This is a genomic window from Nitrospirillum viridazoti CBAmc (assembly GCF_000730165.1).
Taxonomy (GTDB): Bacteria; Pseudomonadota; Alphaproteobacteria; order Azospirillales; family Azospirillaceae; genus Nitrospirillum; species Nitrospirillum viridazoti.
The window spans coordinates 320,153-341,266 of sequence record NZ_CP022113.1 but is presented as its reverse complement, the minus strand read 5'-3'; the positions used below and the strand labels follow the sequence as shown (position 1 = coordinate 341,266).

Sequence of the window (21,114 nt, the reverse complement as noted above, 5' to 3'; positions counted from 1 at the left end):
TTCGTTGTCGGGGGGTGCGATCTGCATGATGGCATCAGCATCACACAGGCCGGCGGGTGTTTCAATATCGGAAACAGTGTGTCAAACCGTTTCCTCGTCCGTGGCCGGCGACAGCTTCCACGCCTTGGCCGCGGATTGGGCCAGACGCTGGATTCCGGGCCCGGCGCAGACCGACAGCACGCGGCATGTCTCCTCGCTCACCCGCACATAGACGTGGCTCATGCCGCTGTCGAAATAGACCGAATCGCCCGCCTCCAGCCGCAGCGGCGCGTAAAGGTCGGAGTGCAGTTCCATAGCGCCGGACAGGACGTATAGGTATTCCTCGCCCGAATGGCGCACCATGCCGCCCATCTCAGCCACGCTGCGGGCCCGCACCTCGATGATGATGGGGACCATCAGCTTGCCCAGCAGGTCAGCCGCCGGATACTGGTGGGCGTGCACGTCCGAGGTGGCGCCTGGCGACCGGCCGGCGCGGGAAACGCTGCGGCGGCCGCCGGCCGCCGGCGGCTCGGCCTCCGGCCCTGGGCTGCTGACCAGGGTGCCGATGTCCACGCCCAGCCCCTGCGCCAGGCGCAGCAGCTTGTCGTAGGTCATCTCCATCTTGCCGTTCTCAAGCTTGGACAGGGTGGAGAAGGGCATGCCGATGCGGGCTGCCAGGGCGCGCAGCGTCAGTCCCTGCTTGATCCGCGCCGCCCGCAGGGCCAGCGCCGGATGCGCCCGGTCCGGTGCGGATTTGGCCATGCCTTCCCCTCCCTCATTCTCCAAGCCCGGCAGCCCAGCCCCGCGTTCCACGTTTCCCATAGGCGTTTCCGAGCGTTTCATCATCCAAGGTGCACCAGCCGCCTGGAGAAAACCAGCGTCGCGGCACAGAAGCATTCGTGTTGCAGAAACACTGTTGCCAAATCTGAAACACATGCCATCATGGGCCCAACATAACGATCAGGGAGATCGGGAAATGAAGCGGGGAACCAGGGCATTCCTCTGCGCGGGCGTGGCGGCCTTGGCCATCAGCGCCGGCGCGCGGGCGCAACAGGCACCGGACGCGGGGTCGCCAACGGCGGCGCCGGCGGACTCGGCCGACATGCTGGCGGAGATCGTCGTCACGGCGCAGAAACGGACGGAGCGCCTGATCGACGTGCCGCAGTCGGTCTCCGCCGTGTCGGCGGAGGCGCTGCAGCAAGCCCACGCAGACCGGCTGGACGACTTTTTCACCCGGGTGCCTAGCGCGGCCCTGGTGGAAACCCAGGCGGGCCAGGCGCGGCTGATCCTGCGCGGCATCAACACCGGTGGCGTGGGCGCCACCGTGGCGACGTATGTGGACGAAACGCCCTACGGCTCCGCCACCTCCCTGGCCAACGGCGCCATCCTGACCCCCGACCTGGACCCCTCGGACCTGGAGCGGGTGGAGGTGCTGCGCGGCCCCCAAGGCACGCTGTACGGTGCCAATTCCCTGGGCGGCCTGATCAAGTACGTGACGGTGGCGCCCAGCACGGACGCGGTGCACGCGGCTGCGGAGCTGAGCACCGAGGACGTGGCCCATGGCGACACCGGCTGGTCCGGTCGGGCTTCGGTCAACGTGCCGCTGGCCGATACACTGGCCGTGCGGGCCAGCGGCTTCTACCGCCGCGACCCGGGCTTCATCGACGACCAGCATGAGAAAGACATCAATGACGGCCGCACCTACGGCGGCCGCGTCTCCGCCCTGTTCAAGCCCACCGAGGCGCTGAGCCTGCGGGCCTCGGTGGTATTGCAGAACCTGGAAAGCAACGGCACCAACCAGGTCGACGTCGACCCCCTCACCCTGAAACCGGTGCTGGGCGACTACATGCAGGCCCGTGTGGTCGCCCAGCCCAGCGACATGCAGTACCGCGTCTACAACCTGACCGGCAGTTACGACTTCGGTCCGGTGCAGCTGTTGTCCTCCACCAGCTACAGCTCGCTCTATCAGAACGCGTTGGAGGACGCGAGCGGCCTGTATGGCGACGTGTTGACGGGGGCCTTCGGCGTGCCGCTGGGCGCCTCCCAGGTGCAGCAGGTGCAGCAGCGCCGCCTGACGGAGGAAGTGCGCCTGGCTTCCACCGACACCGGCTGGCTGGAATGGACGGTGGGCGGCTTCTACACACGTGAGCGCAACGCCATCAACCAGATCATCGACGGTGTGGACGGCGCCAGCGGCGCCCGCATCGCCGACTTCTCCGGCCTGGCGCTGGCCAACCTGGCTTCGCGGTACGAGGAATATGCCGGCTTCGCCAGCGGCACCGTCCACCTCAACGACCAGTTCGACCTGACCTTCGGCGGCCGCTACAGCCATAACGAACAGGACGCGGTGCAGATCAGCAGCGGCCCCCTGGCCGGCGATTCCGACTACACCGCCCATTCCTCGGACGGGGTGTTCACCTATTCCGTGGCGCCGTCGTTCAAGCCCAATGAGGACACCACGATCTATGTGCGGGTGGCCAAGGGCTATCGTCCCGGTGGCCCCAACGTGCTGCCGCCTGGGGCGCCGGACGCCGTCCCCCACCAGTTCGGCGCCGACACCACCACCAATTATGAGATCGGGGTGAAGTCGGAACTGCTGAACCGCAAGCTGTCGCTGGAACTGACCGGCTTCTACATCGACTGGGACAACATCCAGCTGTTCAGTTCGGTCGACGACTACGGCGTCAACATCAACGGCGGCACCGCCCGCAGCCAGGGTATCGAGGCCTCGGTCACGATGCGGCCGCTGACCGGCCTGACCGTGTCGCTGAACGGCGCCTTCGTCGACGCCACCCTGACCAGCGACGCGCCGCCCCTGGTGGGCGGGCTGAAGGGCGACCGCCTGCCCTACACCGCCCGCTTCTCCTCCACCCTGGCGGTGGAATACCAGCGGCCGCTGAGCGAGACGGTGGACGGCATCGCCGGTTTCAGCTGGCGCTACACCGGCGATCGGCTGTCGGCCTTCGACACCAGCTACGGCCAGCGGCACCTCAGCGCCTACAGCCAGGTGGACGCCCATGCCGGCGTCACCTTCGACGGGTACCGGATCGATGCCTTCGTGCGCAACCTGACCGACAGCCGTGGCATCCTGGATGTGGGCGCGGCCGGGTCGGCCCTGGATGGCAATGTCACCGCGGCCATCGTGCGCCCCCGTTCCTTCGGGGCCACGCTCGGCTATCGTTTCTAAGGCAAGGACAGAACACGATGTGGAAGGTTCGCCTCTTAGCGCTTCTCATGACCGCCCTGGCCCTGCCGGCCGCGGCGCAGTCGCCCGCCGATCTCAAGCCGACCCCACCCGCCCAGGTGCCGGCGGCCAGCGAGGCGCCGGCCTCGGCCCCGGCGCCCGCGTCCACGCTGACCAAGGCGGACGTGGACACCTGGCTGGACGGTTACATGCCCTACGCCCTGCAGACCGGCGACATCGCCGGCGCGGTGGTGGTGGTGGTGAAGGACGGCCAGGTGCTGACCCAGCGCGGCTTCGGCTATGCCGACGTGAAGGAGAAGAAGCCGGTGGACCCCGCCGGCACCCTGTTCCGCCCCGGCTCCATCTCCAAGCTGTTCACCTGGACGGCGGTGATGCAGCAGGTGCAGGCCGGCAAGCTGGACCTGGACCGGGACGTCAACGACTACCTGGACTACAAGATTCCGCCGGCCTTCGGCAAACCCATCACGCTGCGCCACATCATGACGCACACCCCCGGGTTCGAGGAGACGGCCAAGTACCTGCTGCTCAACGACCCCAAGCTGGCCAAGCCGCTGGGTGAGGCCATGAAGCGCTGGGTGCCCACGCGCATCTACGCCCCGGGACAAATCCCGGCCTATTCCAACTACGGCGCCTCGATGGCGGGCTATATCGTGGAGCGGGTGTCGGGCGAGCCCTTCGCCCAATACATCCAGAACCACATCTTCACGCCCCTGGGCATGCAGCATTCCACCTTCGTCCAGCCGCTGCCGGCCAACCTGGCCGCAGGGATGTCCAAGGGTTATGAGCAGGCGTCCAAAGACCCGCAGCCGTTCGAGATCATCGACATGTCGCCGGCGGGCGCCCTGTCCGCCACCGGGGCCGACATGGCGCAGTTCATGATCGCGCACCTGGCCCATGGCGGGCCGCTGCTGGACAAGGCGACGGCCGAGCAGATGTACGCCAACGCCAACACCCCCTACCCCGGCCTGCCCGCCATGGGGCTGGGCTTCTATCATGAGGACCGCAACGGCCACCGCATCGTCGGCCACGGTGGCGACACCGACGTCTTCCATTCCGACCTGCACCTGTTCATCGACGATGGCGTCGGCCTCTACATGTCCTTCAACAGCGCGGGGCGCGAGGCTGCCGCCCATGTGCTGCGCGAGCATGTCTTCGTCGACTTCGCGGACCGCTATTTCCCCCAGCCCAAGCCCGAGCTGCCCACGGCCCCCACCGCCAAGGAGCATGCCCAGGTCATGGCCGGGCACTATGTCAGCAGCCGCGGTTCCGAAACCAACTTCATGCGCCTGTTCAGCCTGCTGGGCGAGGCCCAGATCGTGGCGAACGATGACGACACCATCACCGTCTCCGCCCTGCTGGACGCCGCCCGGGTGCCGAAGCGCTGGCGCGAGATCGGCCCCTGGCTGTGGCAGGACGCCGAGGGCAAGGAGCGCCTGGCGGCCGTGGTGAAGGAGGGCAAGGTGGTCATGTTCTCCATCGGCGCCTACGCCCCCATCATCGAGTTCGTGCCGGCGCCGGGCTCGCTGAACGCCGGCTGGATCACGCCGGTGATGGCGGTGGCCCTGGGCGTGCTGGCCCTGACCGCCCTGTCCTGGCCCGTCGTCGCCCTGGTGCGCCGCCGCTACCGCTACAACCCCGGCATCACCGGCCGGGCGCTGATCCTGCACCGCGCCACGCGGGCCGCGGCCTGGCTGGTCCTGGTCTTCGTCCTGGGCTGGGGGATCATGCTGTCGGTCATCAACCACGGCGTGGACGCCCTGGACGGCCGGCTGGACATCTGGATGCGCCTGATGCAGCTGGTGTTGCTGGCCACCATCGCCGGCACCGTAGCCGCCGCCTGGAACGCCTACGACATCGCCACCCGGGGCGGCCGCCGGCCCTGGGCTACCGCCTGGGCGGTGCTGGTGGCTCTGTCGTTGGTCTTCTTCGTCTGGGCTGCCATCAACGTCAAGCTGCTGACGGCCACGCTAAACTTCTGAGTTCGTCAGGGCACTGAAGGCCGGCCGGGATCATGGTCCCGGCCGGCTTCTTTTTTCAAGGCGGGCGGCAATGGACGATCAATCGTCCTGGTTCGGGGAGTCCTGGCCTGGGTCGATCCAGACGTCCCCTGGCTCCAGCGCGCGAAAGCGGTGGGCCGCCACGCCTTCCAACGCCAGCGCCTGGGCCAGTTCCTGCGGCGGGGCCAGCCGTTCCTCATCCGATAGGGGAAAGGTGCCCCAATGCACGGCCAGCCCCTGGCGGGCGCCGCAGTCGGCCAGGATGCGCACGGCCTCCGCCGGATCGCAGTGCTGCTGCTTCATGAACCAGCGGGGGGCGTAGGCGCCGATGGGCAGGATGGCGACGGCGGGCTCGCCATGGTGCTGTCTCACCTGGCGAAAGATAGCGCCGTCGCCATAGCCGGTGTCCCCTGCCACATAGACCGGGCCCGCCGGCGTGCGCAGCACAAAGCCGCACCACAGCGCCATGCGCCGGTCGCCCAGCCGGCGCGCCGACCAGTGATAGGCGGGATGGAAGCAGGCGGTGACGGCGGGGCCCAGCGCGACCGTATCGCCCCAATCGCCCGTCTCCACCGGCAGGGCCCCCACCTCGCGCGCCACCACACGATCATTGCCCAGGGGTGCTACGATGCGGGGACGGTGGGTGGCCCACAGCCGCCGCAGGGTGCCCACGTCCAGATGGTCGTAATGGTTGTGGGTCAGTAGCACCGCATCGATAGGCGGCAGATCCTCGAAGGCGACACCCGGCCGGTTGACGCGGCGCGGCCCCAGCCATTGGAAGGGGCTGACCCGTTCCGACCAGACCGGATCCACCAGCAGGTTCAGCCCCGCCACCTGGATCAGCACGCTGGCGTGGCCGATCATGGTGACCGCCAGGCCATGCACACGCGCCGCCGGGCGCACCTGCCGCCCCGCCGCCGCCGTAGGCCACACCGGCCGCTTCCCGCCCCAGCGCCAGCGCAGAATCTCCCCCAGGCTGCGGTCGGTCGGGGCTTGGCCGGGATTGAAAAAGCGGACACCGTCGAAATGGTCCGTCACAGGACCGGCGTAATAGGGATTCCCAGGCATTCGGCGTCCGCATTGTTGCGTGGCAAGAACCTTCCCTTGTATCGGCACGGGGCGGCGCCGTTTCAAGGCGGCACCCCTTCATTATTGTGCCATGTCAACGACATCCCCGGCCGGTGACGCCCACAGTCTCGCGACCCACCCTAATTGGATGTCACCCCCGTGAGTCTCGACCCGACCGATCCGCCCCCCTTGTCGCCCGTACTGCTGGCCGGGCTGGCGGCGCGTGTCCTGCCGCCCCTGCCGCTGTTGGGCCGCCCGCTGGCCGGACCCGTGGCCGCGCGCCTGTCGCAGATGGCCTTCGACCGCCTGCGGCGGCGCCATGAACCGGTGTTCCAGCGCCTGGCGGTGCTGGGGGAGCGGGCCTTCCTGGTCGATCCCAGCGACCTGCCGGTGCGCTTCCTGCTGCGGCCGGCAGGCACGCGGCCCGGCCTGTGGCCCATCGCCGATGGCAGCACTCTACCCCCAGCGGCCGCCACGCTGCGGGCGCCCCTGGCGGCGCTGCTGGCCTTGCTGGAGGGTCGTGTCGACGGCGACTCCCTGTTCTTCAGCCGGCAGCTGATGATCGAGGGCGACATGGAGGCGGTGCTGATCCTGCGCAATGCCGTGGACGGCGCGGACATCGCGCTGGAGCGCGATCTGGCGGCCCGCCTGCCCCGGCGCGTCCTCACTATGGCGCGGCGTTGGTACGGCGATGTCGACGGCCTACTGCATCTGATGGCGCGTGCCGCGCATCAACCCGTCGCCCTGGCGGTGGCGGAGGTTCAGCCATGACGGCCTCTCCCCTCTCCCTCGTCTGCCCCGCCGGAACGCCGGCGGCATTGGACGCGGCGGTGGAGGCTGGCGCCGATGCCGTCTATTGCGGTTTCGCCGACGCCACCAACGCCCGCAACTTCCCCGGCCTGAATTTCAGCCCGGTGGAGATGCGCGCCGCCGTCGCCCGCACCCACAAGGCCGGCCGGTCGCTCTACATCGCCATCAACACCTTCCCCCGGGCGGGGGAAGAGGCCGCCTGGCACCGCGCCGTGGACAACGCGGCCGAGGCCGGGGCCGACGCGGTCATCTTGGCCGACCTGGGCTTGCTGGCCTACGCGCAGGCCACGCACCCCTCCCTCCGCCTGCACTTGTCCGTCCAGGCCGCCGCCTCCACGCCCGAGGCCATCCGCTATCTGGCCCAGACCTTCGGCGTGCAGCGCGTGGTGCTGCCCCGCGTGCTGACCCTGGCGGAGGTGACGGAACTGACGGCGGCGGTGGCGCCGGTGGAAACGGAGGTGTTCGCCTTCGGCGGCATGTGCGTGATGGCGGAGGGGCGCTGCCAGCTGTCCAGCTATGTCACCGGCCAGTCGCCCAACACCCACGGCGTCTGTTCACCCGCCGGCGCGGTGCAGTTCCGACGCGAGCCCGGTGGCGACGTCACCGCCCGGCTGGGGAATGTCACCATCGACCGCCACCCGGCGGGCGCGCCCGCCGGCTATCCCACCTTGTGCAAGGGCCGGTTCCGCGCCAACGCCACCACCGGCTACCTGTTCGAGGAACCGACGTCGCTGAACGCCGCCGACCATATTCCCGGCCTGATCAAGGCCGGGGTGCGGGCGTTGAAGATCGAGGGGCGGCAGCGGGGCCGCGCCTATGTCGCCCGTGTGGTGGGCGAGTTCCGCCGCGCCATCGACGCGGCCGTGGCCGGCGGCTTCACCGTGCCGGATTTGGCCAGCGAAATGGAAGGCGGCCGCGCCACCGCCGGCGCCTACGACCGGCGCTGGCGCTGAGCGGGGAGGATGATCATGAGCGTCGAACGTCCCAAGCTGACCCTGGGCCCCTTGCACTTCCACTGGCCGGCTGCACGGCGGCGCGACTTCTACGCTCGCATTGCCGATGAGGCGCCGGTCGACACCGTCGTCCTGGGTGAGGTGGTCTGCTCCAAGCGCGCCCCCTTCTTCGACAGCCATATCCCTGAGGTGGCGGAACGCCTGCGGCGGGCCGGCAAGGAAGTGGTGCTGGGCAGCCTGGCGCTGGTCATGCAGGCGCGGGAACGCCAGGGCGTCATGGATCTGGCCGCTAGCGAAGACTTCCTGGTGGAAGCCAACGACCTGACCGCCGTGGCAGCCTGCGCCGGTCGACCGCATGCCATCGGCCCGCTGGTGGCCGTCTACAATCCCAGCACCCTGGAACTGATGGCCCGCCAGGGCGCCACCCGGGTGTGTCTGCCGGGGGAGCTGACGGCCGACGCCATCGGGGCGTTGGCGGGGGCCGCCATGGCGACGGGCACCCAGCTTGAGGTGCAAGCCTTCGGCCGCCTGCCGCTGGCCATCTCTGCCCGCTGCTACCACGCCCGCGCCCACGGCCTGCACAAGGACGGCTGCCGCTACGTGTGTGAGAAGCACCCCGACGGCATGGACCTGGACACCCTGGACGGCGCCCCCTTTCTGGCGGTGAATGGGGTGCAGACCCTGTCGGGCAGCTATCTGGACCTGCTGGGCGACCTACACCGCCTGCGGTCGCTGGGGGTGGATCGCTTCCGCCTGTCGCCCCAAGACTGCGACATGGTGGCCGTGGCCGAGACCTTCCACGCCGTGCTGGATGGCACTCTTCCGGTGACCCCGGCCCGCGACCGCCTGCGCGACCTCTGCCCCGGCCGGCGCTTCAGCAATGGCTTCCTGCGCGGGGTGGAAGGCATGGCCTACCGGGCGGCGGTGATTTAGGACGGGACTGCGATTGTGTTCTTAACCGGCTTGTGGATTTGGTTGAACCGATTGAGCCGTGGTTTCTTTGGCGTCCTCAATTGTTCAACCAGAGAGATTTCTTACCAGCCGCCCACCGCTTCGGGATGCCCTTGCTGAAGCCGGGGGACGCATTGCAAAGGATCAGAGCATGACCAAGATTTCAACCTATCCGCTACGGCTGCCTGCATCTGTGAAAGCGGAGGTGGAACGCTTGGCGGCCGAGGACGGCACCAGCCTAAACCAGTTTGTCGCGACCGCCGTGGCGGAAAAGTTGGCGGCCCTGCGAACGGCGGCCTTTTTCACCGAACGGCGTGGACAGGGTGACCGCGCCGCGTTCAGGGCCCTAATGACGCGTGGCGGAGGTGAACCCCCGCGACCGGGCGACGAGCTTCCTGGGAAGGAATAAGTCCAGGTCTCTACCAACGCGGAGGCTGAAGAACCGTCACGGCTGCCCCAGCGCCGCCGTCCCCGCCTGGTCCGTCCCGTTCTGCCGACTGTCGGTGTGGGGGCTGGAGACGGTTTCCGGGTTGGGATGATGCATATCGGTGGGGAAGCCATCCGGTAAGGTGCGGCGGTCGGCGCCCAGGGCCTTGCGCATCTTGGTCACCGTGTCGACATCCACCGGCGCCGCCGCGTTGCCCCAGCTGTTGCGGACATAGGTGGCCACGGCGGCGATCTGTTCGTCCCTGAGTTTCCAGTTGAAGGCCGGCATGGACGTCGGTGTCGGCCGCGCGTCGGTCGGCAGGCTGCGGCTGCCCACCAGCAAGACACGGATGAGCGTGCCGGGGTTGGGTTGCTGCAGGTTCGGGCTGCCGGGCAGGCGGGGGAACATGGCCATGGAGCCCGCGCCGTCCATACGGTGGCAGGCGGCGCAGGTGTCGATATAGACGGCCTCCCCCGCCTTCATGACGGCGGGGTCCGGCTTTTCAGGGCTGTCGTCGGCCCGCGCCGGCCGGTCGCGCAGATAGGCGATGATGGCGCGCACGTCGTCGTCGGTCATGCGCGACGTGGAATAGGCGACCACTTCCCCCATGTCAGCGGCGGCATTGGCATGGACGTTGCGGCCGGTCTTCAGGTACTGGAACAGCTCCTCGTCGCTCCACCCCCCGATGCCGGTGCGCTTGTTGGGGGTGATGTCCGGCGCGTACCAGCCGTTGCCGATATCCCCACCGTGATAGTCGCGGCTGGTGCGCGGGGCGCCGAAGAGGTTCTTGGGCGTATGGCAGGCGGCGCAGTGGCCCGGCCCCTCCACCAGGTAGGCGCCGCGGTTCCAGGCCGCGGACTTGGCGGGATCGGGCTTGTACTCCCCCACATCCAAGAACAGAAGGTTCCAGCCCATCATCAGGGCGCGGATGTTGAACGGAAACGGCAGATCATTGCGCGGCGACCGGTTGGGCGATGGCGGCAGGCTGCGCAGATAGGCGAACAGCGCGTCGGAATCAGCCCGGCCGATGCGGGTGTAATAGTTGTAGGGGAAGGCCGGGTAAAGATGGCCATCCGGCGCCTTGCCCTCATGCAGGGCGCGGTAGAAGTCGTCCGCTGACCAACGCCCGATGCCGGCATCCTTGTCCGGCGTGATGTTGGCGGAATAGATGGTGCCGAAGGGTGTCACCAGGGGGCGTCCGCCGGCGAATGGCAGGCCGCCTGGCACGGTGTGGCAGCCGACGCAATCACCCTGAACCGCCACGTAATACCCTTTCGCCACATCCGGATCTTTCACTGGCGGATAGGGGCCGGACGTGGCGGACGGCGGCTGGCCGTTGGCAATACCGCTGAGGCCAATGGCCACCAGCGACAGGGTGGCCACCAGGATGCCCAGGCTCAGCAGCCCGGTCACAAGCGCGCGCTGCAGGGGGGCCCTCACGTGTGCACCAGGGGCCCGGGGGATTTCAGGTACTGTTCGCGCACCGCCTTCAGCGACCAGTAGGCCAGCGCCGCCACCGTACCGGTGGGGTTGTAGCCTGGGTTCTGGGGAAAGGCGCTGGCCCCCATGACGAACAGGTTGCTGACGTCCCAGCTTTGCAGATAGCGGTTGACCATGCTGGTCTTGGGATCGGCGCCCATGATGGCACCGCCGGTGTTGTGGGTGGTCTGGTAGGGCACCACGTCCCAGGAGCCGTCGCGATACACCACCTTGATCTCGCGCGGGCCCATGGCGCGAGCGACGTCGGCCGCGCGGTCGGTGATGTAGTGGGCCATCTTCTGTTCATTGTCGGTGTAGTCGAAGGTCATGCGCAGCAGCGGCCGGCCGTAGACGTCCCGGTATGTCGGGTCCAGGTCCAGGTAGTTGCCGCGATGGCTCATCACCCCGCCGTGGGTGGAGATGGTGGTGGTCTTGAGGTAGTTGGCGGCCACCGCTTTCTTCCAGGCCCCGCCCCAGGTGGGTGTGCCCTCCGGCACCGGGTGGGTTTCGATGGGCCGGGCGCCGGTCTGCAGCACCCCGAAATAACCCCCGCCCAGGAAACCCAGGCCGCCATGGTCGAAATTATCGCCGTTGAAGTCGTCGATGTGCATGCCGTGGGCGCCCGCCCCGATGAAGGGGTTCAGGATCTTGTCATCGAAGAAGGCGTTCACGAAGGAGGTGCGCTGGTAGGCGTAGTTACGTCCCACCACGCCCTGCCCGGTCCGCGGGTCATACGGCGTGCCGATGCCCGACAGCAGCAGCAGGCGGACATTGTTGAGGGCGTAGGTGCCCAGGAAGATCAGGTCGGCCGGCTGTTCGAACTCCCGCCCCTGGGCGTCGACATAGGTGACGCTGACCGCCCGCTTGCCCGTGCTGTCCCGGTTGATCATCAGCGCCTCCGCCTCCGTGCGCAGGGTGAAGTTGGGCTTGCGCATGAGCACGGGCAGGATGGTCGTCTGCGCCGTGGCCTTGGAATAGTTGCCGCAGCCGAACTTCTCGCAGAAACCGCAATAGGTGCAGGGCCCCAATTGCACGCCCAAAGGGTTGGTATAGGCCTCCGACAGGTTGGAGGACGGCTGCGGGAAAGGGTGGTAGCCGAGCTTGGCGGCGGCCTCCGCGAACAGCGTGGGGGCATAGGCCTGGCGCATGGCGGGGGTGGGATAGGCCCGCTTGCGGGCACCTTCGAACGGGTTGCCGCCCGCCTGGATTTGGCCGTTCAGGTTGCCCGCCGTGCCCGAGGTGCCGCAGAGGTACTCGAAGCGGTCGTAGTGCGGTTCCAGGTCGTCATAGGTGACGCCGAAGTCCTGGATGGTCATGTCGGCGGGAATGGCCTTGGCGCCATAGCGCCGCGTGACATGGCTGCGCACCTCGAGGTCGCTGGGCAGGAAGCGCCATGTCTGCCCGTTCCAGTGTACGCCGGAACCCCCCACCCCCGTCCCCGGCAGGAACGACCCCATCACGCGCATGGGCAGCGCCGTCTGGCTGGTGTTGTTGCGGATGGTCAGCGTGTTGTGCGCCAGGTTCTCGAACAACGCGTGCCGCCACATGTAGCGCAGCTCATCCTGGGCGAAGGTGGGGGCGAAGTCGGTGGGCGTGTCCCGCCACTTGCCCCGCTCCAGCGCCAGGACATTCAGGCCGGCGTCGGTCAATTCCTGGGCCACGATGGCGCCGGTCCAGCCGAACCCCACCACCAGCACGTCAACGGAGGGCAATTTCTCAGACATGGGTCCTGGTTCCCACTTCCTTGGGCTGGCCGTCCTCGTCGCGCGGGGTCCAGCCGGGGCGGCCGGTGATACCGACGGGCGGCAGGGGATAGGGTTGGTTGTGACGCTCCACGAAGGGCCCATGGTCGTAGCGGGCGCCGGGAAAGCCGATCAGGCGCCAGCCGATCATGTCCTTGTTACCGCCGTAGACAGGGTCGCTGAAAAAGCCCTCGATGGTGTTCTGCAGCAGCAGGGTGAAGAACACCTTGGTGTCCACGCCCTCGATGGTCAGCTCGTTCGATTCCAGGCCCTTCAGCACCGCGTCCTGCTGGTCGGGCGGCAGCTTGGCGAAGGACGCGCCGCCGTGCTGTTTGGCCACCACGTCGTCGATGGCACGGATGGCGGAGCGGTACACCTCCGCCGGGGTCATGCGGCTTTGATAGCCCTGGGTCTTCAACGGCGGTGCCCAGGGTCCCTGCATGTACCAGCGGCTGGCATGGCCGTATTCGCCATCCAGCTGGCGATCGATGAACAGTGGCACGGCCGCCTCGATGGCCCCACCACCCAATTCATCGGCGGGGATCAGGCGCCCCACCGCCGCCTCGACAAAGGCGGCCTCCGCCGCCGTGAAATAGATGTAGCCAGCCCGGCGATCGGCCGAAAACGGCGCATCCGCCGCCCCTTCCTGCCACGGCATGTCGCCCCGGATGTCCGGACCTGCGGCACCGCCCCGGGCGGATTGCTCCGGCGCGCCGGGTGCGGCCAACGGCAGGGCGCCGGCGGCACCGGCGGCCAGGCCGACGCCCAACAGGCCGCGCCGGCTGAGTTTGGTCTCCATAAACCCTCTCCACCATTTGGCTGGCACCATCACGTCGGGGCGCACGGCCGTCCCGCAGCCGGTCCGCAAGCCAATGCGCCAGCCCGGCATTGGTTCCCGCCGAAATGCGGGCAGGACGGAACAGGGCGGATGAGGCAGCGGTTCCCTCAATTCAAGACGGGCGGAAAACGCCCTTCGATCAGTAACCAAGGAGGAACCCCCATGGCTTCTTTCACGCCGCCGCCCCACCCCTCCCCCGAACCGCCTCGCCCGCGGCCCCGCACCAAGCTGGAGCAGCTGGCGGAGGGCGCCTATCACGGCACGGGCGAGGCCCCGCCCCCACGCAAGCAGGCCCAGCGCCCGTCGGGCACGAAGCTGACCGACCTGCTGACCAGCGCGCCCGTGGCCTATACCGCCTTTGGCGTGGTGCTGGGCTTCATCTTCGGCAGCCGCCGGCGCTGAATACGAAAGCCCCGCGGGAAGGATGTCCCTCCCGCGGGGCCTTCTTGGCTTCGGATGCCAGGCGTCGTTAGCTCTTGGCGTAATGGAACGCCGGCTGGTTCTTCAGCGCGTCCTTGTTGCCGCCGGGCAGCTCGATCTTGTCATCGGTGATCTGCAGGGCGCTGTAAGGGATGGCCACCAGACGGTCGCCCACACCCAGGAAACCGCCCACGGACAGGATGGCGTAGGGCACGCTGTCCCTGGGCGAGATGATCAGGTCGTCGACCGTGCCGACGGTATCGTTCTGGTCGTTCACCACCTTGGCGCCCACGATCTTGGACGAGCGGTGGCCGGTGGCCACGGTGGCCACGTCCACCTTGGTGGTGGCGATGCGCTGGGTGGTGCCCTGCGCCAGGGTCGGGGCGGCGGGCAGGACAACGGCGGTGCCCAGCGCCGACACACCCAAGGCGGCAGCCAGGAACAGATTGGCGCGTTTCATGGTAACTCCTCCAGTTGGGGCGGGCCGCTTTCCCAGAAGGCGCAGGGCGCCTGGGCGGGCCGCCCGGTTGTTGCAAGGCGGTTTTTGCTAACCGCTTGAACAACAATCGAAAGCGCCCGTGGTTCCCGATAGGGATCGTCCGCCCCATAAATGCCCCAGGCGTTAACGGCCCAGCATTGATGCGGCGTCAGGCCGCGGCCCGGTTCAGCCGCGTCTTGGCCAGCATGGTCAGCCACTCGTCCGTGGCCTTTTCCTCATCCAGGCTGAGGCGCAGCAGTTCGGCGCTGTCCGCCCGGCCCAGCATCTGGGCCCAAGCGACCAGGGTGCCATACCGCGCGATTTCGTAATGCTCGACCGATTGGGCAGCGGCGACCAAGGCGGCATCCAGGACACCCTTGTCCGCCACCTCCCCCACCACGTCGTCGGTCTCGTCGATGATGCCGTCGATGGAGGGACACTTCGCGGTCTCCGGTACCGCGCCATGCATCTGGAACACCTGTTCCAGCCTGGCAATCTGCTCCTGGGTTTCACGCGCGTGCGTCTCGAAACCGTGCCGCAGCTCAAGGTCTGCCGCGCGCGCGGCCATCTTGGGCAGTGCTCTCGCGATGCGACGCTCGGCGTAGTAAATGTCCTTCAACTGGTACACGAACAAATCGTGCAGCGTTTCGATGTCCTTGGTGAACATGCCCATGGCCGTATCCTCCGCATGCGGGCGGGATTCCCCGTCCACCGCCTTGAACACGGATCTGCACGTTTTTGTTCCGAAAGTTCATGTCTGCTGCAACTGAAGCAGCGTGTCCAGGCGCATGGGAATGTCGCGCAGACGCCGGCCCGTGGCATGGTAGATGGCGCTGGCGATGGCGGAGGAGGTACCGACATTGCCCAGTTCACCCAGGCCCTTCACGCCGGCTGGATTCACCTCGGTATCGGTTTCCGGCACCAGGATGACCTCCACCCCCTCCACATCCGCGTTCACGGGCAACAGGTAATCCTGCAGGTCCCGATTGACGGTGCGGGCATGGCGTGGATCGATTTCCGTCATCTCATGCAGCGCGGCGCCCAGACCCCAGATCATGCCGCCCATCAGCTGGCTGCGGGCGGTGCGCGGGTTCATGATGCGGCCAGCGGCGAAGGCGCCCACCATGCGCGGCACCCGGATCTCGCCCGTGCGGGCGTGCACCCGCACCTCCACGAACTCCGCCCCGAAGGCGTACATCAGCACCGGGCCCTTGGCCCCGCCCATGATGCCGGGATTGCCCTGCCGCAGCTGTTCAACCGCCCCGGGGGCCGAGCCTTCGGGCGCGAACTCGGCATATTCCTCCAGCTGTGTCGTGCCCAGCTTCTGAAGCAGGGCGCTCAGCGGTGCTGACCGGCCGCTGTCCAGCACGGCCATGCCATCGCGCAGGGTGAAGCTTTCCGGCGTGGCCGGAGGGCCGCTGTTGACGGTCGCGGCCCGGTAGAGCTTGTCGCGAATGGCGCCGCAGGCCTTCAGCACGGCGGAGCAGACGCTGGCCGTGCTGACCGACCCGCCGGCGACCGGGCCCGCCGGCAGGGCGCTGTCGCCCATTTCCACCGTCACGTCCTCGACGCTCAGGCCCAGCGCCTGCGCGGCGGTCTGGGCGGCGACAGTCCGCACGCCCGTGCCGATTTCGTGCGCCGACGTCTGCAGCAGGGCCTTGCCGTCGGCCGTCAGGCGCACCCGCGCGGCGCAGGGTGCCACCTGGGTTGGATAGACGGCGGTGGCGCAACCCAGGCCCACCAGCCAATCGCCCTCCCGCATCGCGCCCGTCTTCCACACGCCGGCATCCAGGCGGCGCTGCCAGCCGAAGGCGGCGGCGGCCTCATCATAACACCGCATCAGTGACCGGCTGGTGTAGCGCTTGCCGCTGACCGGGTCGGCCTGGGTATCGTTGACGCGCCGGAATTCCACCGGGTCCAGTCCCAGCTTCTCCGCCATCTCGTCCATGGCGCACTCCAGCCCGAAGACATAGGGCGTCTCCGGCGGGGAACGCATATAGCCCGGCGTGTTGCGGTCGGCCTTCACCAGTTGCACCTTGGTGTGCACGGCGCCATAGGCATACAGGCGCGCCGTGGTCTCGGTACCGCCCACGACATAGTCGTCGGGGCGTGACGTCAGCTCCCACCCCTCATGGCTGAAGGCGCGGATCTTGCCGTCGCGGCCGGCGCCCATGCGGATGCGCTGCCGCGTCTCGGCCCGGAAGGTAGCGGTGGTGTAGCCCTGGGCACGGGCGCAGACGCACCGCACCGGCCGCTTCACCAGCTTGGCGGCCAGGGCCACGGCGGCGGTGCGTGGCGTCATGGGACCCTTGGAGCCAAAGGCGCCGCCGATATATTCGCTGACCACGCGGATGTTGGCCGCGTCCATGTCCAGCTGCTTGGCCAGTTGCGCCCGCCATCCCGCCACGAACTGGCTGGGCTCGTACACCGTCAGCTGGCCATCGTTCCATTCCGCCGTGGTCGAGAACAATTCCATGGGGTTGTGATGCTGGGCGGCGGTGTTGTAGGTCGCGTCCAGCACCACCGGCGCCGCCTTGAACGCCGTGTCGAAATCGCCGGCCTTGGGGTCCTCGGGGTACATCGGGCTGGCGCCGGCGCCATCCACGATTTCCACACCGCTGGCGTCGAAGCCGGCGCTGGGCGTGTCGTGATCGTAGGTGATGGCCACCAGATCAGCCGCCTCTCGCGCGACCTCCGGCGTCTCGGCCACGACGATGGCCACCGTCTGGCCGTCGTGCCAAATCCGCTCTTCATTCAGCGGCTGGATGGACGTGCTGCCGCCGGTGCCGAACTTGGGCGCGGTCAGTTGGCCTTGGGCCTGGTCTCGCGTCAGCACCAGCAGCACACCGGGAACTGAGGCCGCCGCCGTGGTGTCCAGGCTGCGGATGCGGCCGCGCGCGATGGTGCTGGTCACCATCACCCCGTGGGCCAGGTTGTGCAGGGGGGTATCGGCCGGATAGCGGGCCTGGCCCGTCACCTTCAGCCGGCCATCGATGCGGGCGACGGGTGCGCCCATGTTTTCAGGAGATGGGTTTCCAGGGAACGGCTGCCCTGGGGGCGGCGGCACGGCGTCAGGCATGGGTCACCCCGTTTCGCGTGGTCGGCGGTGGCGGTTGAAGCGCGCCGGCCTGCAGCAACGCCTGCACCAGCACCTCCTGGCCGAGGGGCACCTTGAAGGCGTTGTGCGCACGGGTGCGGGCGCCGGCGAAAGCGGCAACGGCGGCGGCGCGGGCGGTGGTCTGGTCCAGGGGTTTGCCCACCAAAGCGACCTCCGCCGCCTCCGCCCGCCAGGGCACGGTGGCGACACCGCCCAGCGCGATGCGCGCCTGTTTCACGCGATCACCTTCCAGGTCCAGCGCCACGGCCGCCGAGGCCAAGGCGAAGGCGAAGGAGCGCCGGTCGCGCACCTTGACGTAGCGCGACCGCCAAGACCAGGGGCTGGCAGGCACCACCAAAGCGGTAATCAGCTCATCCGGGGCCAGCGTCGTTTCAAGATAGGGTGTGGCGCCCGGCTGGCGGTGGACCTTGGCCACCGGCATCAGGCGAACGCCGCCCGGGCCCGTCAGCTCCACCTGGGCATCCAGGACCAGCAGGGCCTGGGCCATGTCGCCCGGATATGTCGCGATGCAGGCGTCGCTGGTGCCCAGCACGGCGTGCTGGCGGTTCAGGCCGTCCAGCGCGGCGCAGCCGGACCCGGGCCGGCGCTTGTTGCAGGGCCAGGACGCCTCGCGGAAATACTCACAGCGGGTGCGTTGCAGAAGGTTGCCGCCCAGGCTGGCCATGGTGCGGATCTGCCGGCTGGCGGCCAGGGCCAAGCTGTCGGCCAGCACGGGATAGTGGGCGCGGATGCCAGGGTGATCCTCCGCCTCCGCCATGCGGACCAGGGCCCCGAGGCGCAGGCCCTGATGATCCAGGGTGATACGGCCCAGCGCCGCCGTCTCCCGGTTCAGGCCATTGATGTCCACCACGCGCTTGGGTGACACGACACCCAGGCGCATGTAATCGACCAGGTTGGTCCCGCCGGCGATGACGGTGGCGTCGGAAACGGCGCGCAGGGCCTCGGCCACGCTGCCGGCGCGATCGAACAGGAAAGGCTGCATGTCGCTACGCCCCCATCTCGGTCTTCGCCTGGCGGATGGCGGCGACGATGTTGGGATAGGCGGCGCAGCGGCAGATGTTGCCGCTCATGTATTCCCGTATCTGGTCGTCATCGCCGGCATGCCCCTCCTTGACGCAGGCGACGGCCGACAGGATCTGCCCCGGCGTGCAATACCCGCACTGGAAGGCGTCATGGTCGATGAAGGCCTGTTGCATGGGGTGCAGGGTGTGGGGGTCCGGCGCCAGGCCCTCGATGGTGGTCACCTGGCGCCCCTGGGCCATGACCGCCAGCCGCAGGCAAGACAGTTCCCGCCGGCCGTCGACCAGCACGGTGCAGGCGCCACACTGGCCGTGATCACAGCCCTTCTTGGTGCCCGTCAGGCCCAGCCGGTCCCGCAGCGTGTCGAGCAGGCTGGCACGGGCGTCCAGGCTCAACTGGTGGTCCTGGCCGTTGATCGTGAGGGTGACGGTGTGGGGCACACGGGGGTCACTGGATTTGGCCGCCTCAGCCGCCGGCGCGGCCGCCGCGTCCCCGGTGCCCGGCAGGGTGGTGGCGCCCCCCGCCGCGGCCCCCCCGACGGCGGCCAGGAAATGGCGGCGGTTCACGGCAGCGGATTGGGAACGGTCAGGCATGGCGCGGCATCCCGGCTCGGGTGGGAGGGCTCGGATGGGGAACGGCGTGGGCGCGACTTGGTTCCGCGGCATCCTCGGGTTCCGCGGCATCGATGCCATGGGTCTCCTAGTGCCGCGTCCATTGGGTCGTGGAGGTCGCGTCGGCACCGGCCGGCAGGGTGGTGGCGCTCAGGGCGACGACGCGATTGGGCAGACCCATCAAGCCAGCAAGCTTGGTGCGCGCCCGGTTCACGCGGCTTTTGATGGTGCCCAGGGCGCAGCCGCAGATCTCCGCCGCCTCTTCATAGCTGACGCCGGCACCGCCCACCAGGATCAGCGCCTCGCGCTGGTCCTCCGGCAGGGCGGCTAGGGCCACCTTCAGCTCACGCCCGGTAATGCCCCATTCCTGCGCCGGCTCCATCATCATGCGGCCGGTGTGAAAGCCGTCCGGATCGGCCACCTCGCGTTGGCGGCGCTTGGCGATGGAATAGTGGCGGTTACGCAGGATGGTGAACAGCCAGGCCCGCAGGTTCGTGCCGGGCGTGAACTGGTCGGCATGCGACCAGGCGCGCACCACGCAGTCCTGGACCAGGTCGTCGGTATCGGCAGCGTTGCTGGTCAGCGACCGGGCGAAGGCGCGCAGCGCGGGCAACAGGCGCAACACCTCGTCACGAAATTCCGGTTCCCGCTTGTCCGTGTTCAGCGCACCCACTGGCAGGTCGGTCGATAGTAAATCAGATGGCATAATCTGCCCCGTATCAAGATTCTCTCAAGGAAAACGGGATCCTCGAGAATCGGATGGATGAGGTCTTCGGGTTGATTTGAGATTTTCGCGGCGCTTTCTGCGGCACGCGTTGAAAGCATAGACCCATAAAACTGAGTCGTGGTCGGATTTTCCGGGAGGGGTCGGACGTCTCTATTGTGCCATGAACACGTATATGTCGTAGGCGGAAGCGCCTATACCAAACGAATTCATTATGGCATGCGCCCTAGCGCGAAAACGTGCGTCGAAAGTTTCCAGGGGCCAGGAAACTTTCACGCCGGTCGGCAGGTTCGGAAACCAGATTGCCAGATAGAGAGGAGCGACGCAGATCATGCCGGCACACAGCAGCGCCCCCGCCGACCTCATCACCGAACAGCTACCCTGCCTGCGCCGCTATGCCCGGGCATTGACTGGCAGCGCCATCAGCGGCGACGCCTACGTCCGCATGGTGTTGGAAACGCTGGTGCAGGATGGTGTGGATATCCTGGGGCCGGACGCCGACCGCAGCACGCTGTTCCGTCTGTTCCACCGCATCTATGCCGGCGGCCATCTGGAATTGGGGGACGAGGGCCCCGTGCCCGAAACCATGGGCCCAGGCGCCCTGTTGCGCACCCTGCCATGCGAACGACGCGAGGCCTTGCTGCTGACGGCGGTGGAAGGCTTCACAGCCGGTGAGACCGCCTGGATTCTGGGCCTGCCGCTGGACGAGGTGGAACACCAGATCAAGCTGGCCCGCAAGGCCTTCCGTGACGGCCTGCGGTCGGGCGTGCTGATGCTGGAGGACGACATGACCATACGGCTTCCTCAGGCGGGCAATATGCCGTCGCATGCCCACGCTTCCCTCCGTCATCCCGCCGACGCCCCTCCCGCCGGCTGGGGCGCCGGCTTGCAATAAAACACGCTTCAGGGGGTGACTGGCCGCAGGCGGCTCCATTAAGCTGGCTGCACCGGCGGCGTAGCCTTTGATCACGAAAGTTGTTCCAGCTGTCGGGGGACATGCGGGCGCCAGGGCGCGCCGGCCCAAACAAGGCCCGATCACCGGGGCCGCATCCAGGGGATCCGTCATGACCAAGCAGCCGAAGGCCCCGAACGGCAAGCGATCGCTGCTGACGGCCAGCACCCGTCCGATGCCGCCCGGCCCGCAGACCGTGCTTGACCGGGGACTGCGCGAGATGTTCGAGGATGAGGCGGCGGAGCCCGTGCCCCAACATCTGTTGGACCTGGTGGACAAGCTGCATCAGAAAAACCGCAAGCACTGAGGCGGCGGCCAGGCCAGGCCGCGTTTCGCGCCTTG

20 protein-coding genes are annotated in these 21,114 nt (G+C 68.1%); 9 read left to right on the top strand and 11 right to left on the bottom strand.

What is annotated here, in order from left to right; translation table 11 throughout:
• Positions 1 to 81: 81 nt before the first annotated feature.
• Positions 82 to 741 (bottom strand): helix-turn-helix domain-containing protein, encoded by a 660-nt coding sequence (locus Y958_RS29590; protein ID WP_211098837.1) that lies wholly within the window; start codon positions 739 to 741, stop codon positions 82 to 84.
• A gap of 214 nt (positions 742 to 955) precedes the next feature.
• On the opposite strand from Y958_RS29590, the gene Y958_RS29585 reads away from it, so the two are divergent.
• On the top strand, positions 956 to 3,166 hold the full coding sequence (locus tag Y958_RS29585) for a TonB-dependent receptor (protein WP_186291668.1): 2,211 nt from the start codon (positions 956 to 958) through the stop codon (positions 3,164 to 3,166).
• A gap of 17 nt (positions 3,167 to 3,183) precedes the next feature.
• Entirely contained in the window at positions 3,184 to 5,163 is a 1,980-nt protein-coding gene (locus Y958_RS29580) for a serine hydrolase domain-containing protein (RefSeq protein WP_244909752.1), read from the top strand.
• Positions 5,164 to 5,241: 78 nt separating this feature from the next.
• On the opposite strand, the gene Y958_RS29575 is transcribed toward Y958_RS29580, so the two are convergent.
• Positions 5,242 to 6,249: an MBL fold metallo-hydrolase gene (locus tag Y958_RS29575; protein WP_088875504.1), complete on the bottom strand. Its 1,008-nt coding sequence runs from the start codon at positions 6,247 to 6,249 to the stop codon at positions 5,242 to 5,244.
• Positions 6,250 to 6,408: 159 nt separating this feature from the next.
• Between Y958_RS29575 and ubiT the strand changes: the two genes are divergently transcribed.
• The 4 genes from ubiT (at position 6,409) to Y958_RS29555 (ending at position 9,372) form a co-directional block, all read left to right on the top strand.
• Positions 6,409 to 7,020, top strand: a complete 612-nt coding sequence (gene ubiT, locus Y958_RS29570) for a ubiquinone anaerobic biosynthesis accessory factor UbiT (RefSeq protein WP_088875503.1) — start codon at positions 6,409 to 6,411, stop codon at positions 7,018 to 7,020.
• Entirely contained in the window at positions 7,017 to 8,012 is a 996-nt protein-coding gene (gene ubiU, locus Y958_RS29565; protein WP_088875502.1) for a ubiquinone anaerobic biosynthesis protein UbiU, read from the top strand. The genes ubiT and ubiU overlap by 4 nt, the downstream gene beginning before the upstream one ends.
• A gap of 15 nt (positions 8,013 to 8,027) precedes the next feature.
• Positions 8,028 to 8,945: a ubiquinone anaerobic biosynthesis protein UbiV gene (gene ubiV / locus Y958_RS29560; protein ID WP_088875782.1), complete on the top strand. Its 918-nt coding sequence runs from the start codon at positions 8,028 to 8,030 to the stop codon at positions 8,943 to 8,945.
• A gap of 169 nt (positions 8,946 to 9,114) precedes the next feature.
• On the top strand, positions 9,115 to 9,372 hold the full coding sequence (locus Y958_RS29555; RefSeq protein ID WP_088875501.1) for a YlcI/YnfO family protein: 258 nt from the start codon (positions 9,115 to 9,117) through the stop codon (positions 9,370 to 9,372).
• Positions 9,373 to 9,408: 36 nt separating this feature from the next.
• Here Y958_RS29555 and Y958_RS29550 read toward each other — a convergent pair whose 3' ends face one another.
• The 3 genes from Y958_RS29550 to Y958_RS29540 are packed head-to-tail and all read right to left on the bottom strand — an operon-like array spanning position 9,409 to position 13,410.
• Positions 9,409 to 10,830, bottom strand: a complete 1,422-nt coding sequence (locus tag Y958_RS29550; RefSeq protein WP_088875500.1) for a c-type cytochrome — start codon at positions 10,828 to 10,830, stop codon at positions 9,409 to 9,411.
• Positions 10,827 to 12,593: a GMC family oxidoreductase gene (locus Y958_RS29545; RefSeq protein WP_088875499.1), complete on the bottom strand. Its 1,767-nt coding sequence runs from the start codon at positions 12,591 to 12,593 to the stop codon at positions 10,827 to 10,829. Before Y958_RS29545 ends, Y958_RS29550 begins: the two co-directional genes overlap by 4 nt.
• Positions 12,586 to 13,410, bottom strand: a complete 825-nt coding sequence (locus Y958_RS29540) for a gluconate 2-dehydrogenase subunit 3 family protein (RefSeq protein WP_088875498.1) — start codon at positions 13,408 to 13,410, stop codon at positions 12,586 to 12,588. The genes Y958_RS29545 and Y958_RS29540 overlap by 8 nt, the downstream gene beginning before the upstream one ends.
• A gap of 201 nt (positions 13,411 to 13,611) precedes the next feature.
• Between Y958_RS29540 and Y958_RS29535 the strand changes: the two genes are divergently transcribed.
• Complete coding sequence (locus Y958_RS29535; protein ID WP_088875497.1) at positions 13,612 to 13,851, top strand: hypothetical protein; 240 nt, start codon at positions 13,612 to 13,614, stop codon at positions 13,849 to 13,851.
• 67 nt (positions 13,852 to 13,918) lie between these two features.
• On the opposite strand, the gene Y958_RS29530 is transcribed toward Y958_RS29535, so the two are convergent.
• The 6 genes from Y958_RS29530 to Y958_RS29505 all read right to left on the bottom strand — a co-directional run bounded on the left by Y958_RS29530 (position 13,919) and on the right by Y958_RS29505 (position 19,802).
• Complete coding sequence (locus Y958_RS29530) at positions 13,919 to 14,329, bottom strand: PRC-barrel domain-containing protein (RefSeq protein WP_088875496.1); 411 nt, start codon at positions 14,327 to 14,329, stop codon at positions 13,919 to 13,921.
• 187 nt (positions 14,330 to 14,516) lie between these two features.
• A complete protein-coding gene (locus Y958_RS29525; RefSeq protein WP_088875781.1) occupies positions 14,517 to 15,020 on the bottom strand; it encodes a YciE/YciF ferroxidase family protein in 504 nt (167 codons plus the stop codon).
• Positions 15,021 to 15,098: 78 nt separating this feature from the next.
• On the bottom strand, positions 15,099 to 17,363 hold the full coding sequence (locus Y958_RS29520) for a xanthine dehydrogenase family protein molybdopterin-binding subunit (protein WP_244909751.1): 2,265 nt from the start codon (positions 17,361 to 17,363) through the stop codon (positions 15,099 to 15,101).
• Positions 17,364 to 17,418: 55 nt separating this feature from the next.
• A complete protein-coding gene (locus tag Y958_RS29515; protein ID WP_088875494.1) occupies positions 17,419 to 18,447 on the bottom strand; it encodes an FAD binding domain-containing protein in 1,029 nt (342 codons plus the stop codon).
• A gap of 4 nt (positions 18,448 to 18,451) precedes the next feature.
• Positions 18,452 to 19,078: a (2Fe-2S)-binding protein gene (locus Y958_RS29510; protein WP_186291667.1), complete on the bottom strand. Its 627-nt coding sequence runs from the start codon at positions 19,076 to 19,078 to the stop codon at positions 18,452 to 18,454.
• A gap of 106 nt (positions 19,079 to 19,184) precedes the next feature.
• Positions 19,185 to 19,802: a sigma-70 family RNA polymerase sigma factor gene (locus Y958_RS29505; RefSeq protein WP_088875493.1), complete on the bottom strand. Its 618-nt coding sequence runs from the start codon at positions 19,800 to 19,802 to the stop codon at positions 19,185 to 19,187.
• Positions 19,803 to 20,151: 349 nt separating this feature from the next.
• Between Y958_RS29505 and Y958_RS29500 the strand changes: the two genes are divergently transcribed.
• Positions 20,152 to 20,715 (top strand): sigma factor-like helix-turn-helix DNA-binding protein, encoded by a 564-nt coding sequence (locus tag Y958_RS29500; RefSeq protein WP_088875492.1) that lies wholly within the window; start codon positions 20,152 to 20,154, stop codon positions 20,713 to 20,715.
• Positions 20,716 to 20,884: 169 nt separating this feature from the next.
• Entirely contained in the window at positions 20,885 to 21,079 is a 195-nt protein-coding gene (locus Y958_RS29495; RefSeq protein WP_088875491.1) for a NepR family anti-sigma factor, read from the top strand.
• The last annotated feature ends 35 nt before the right edge of the window (positions 21,080 to 21,114 follow it).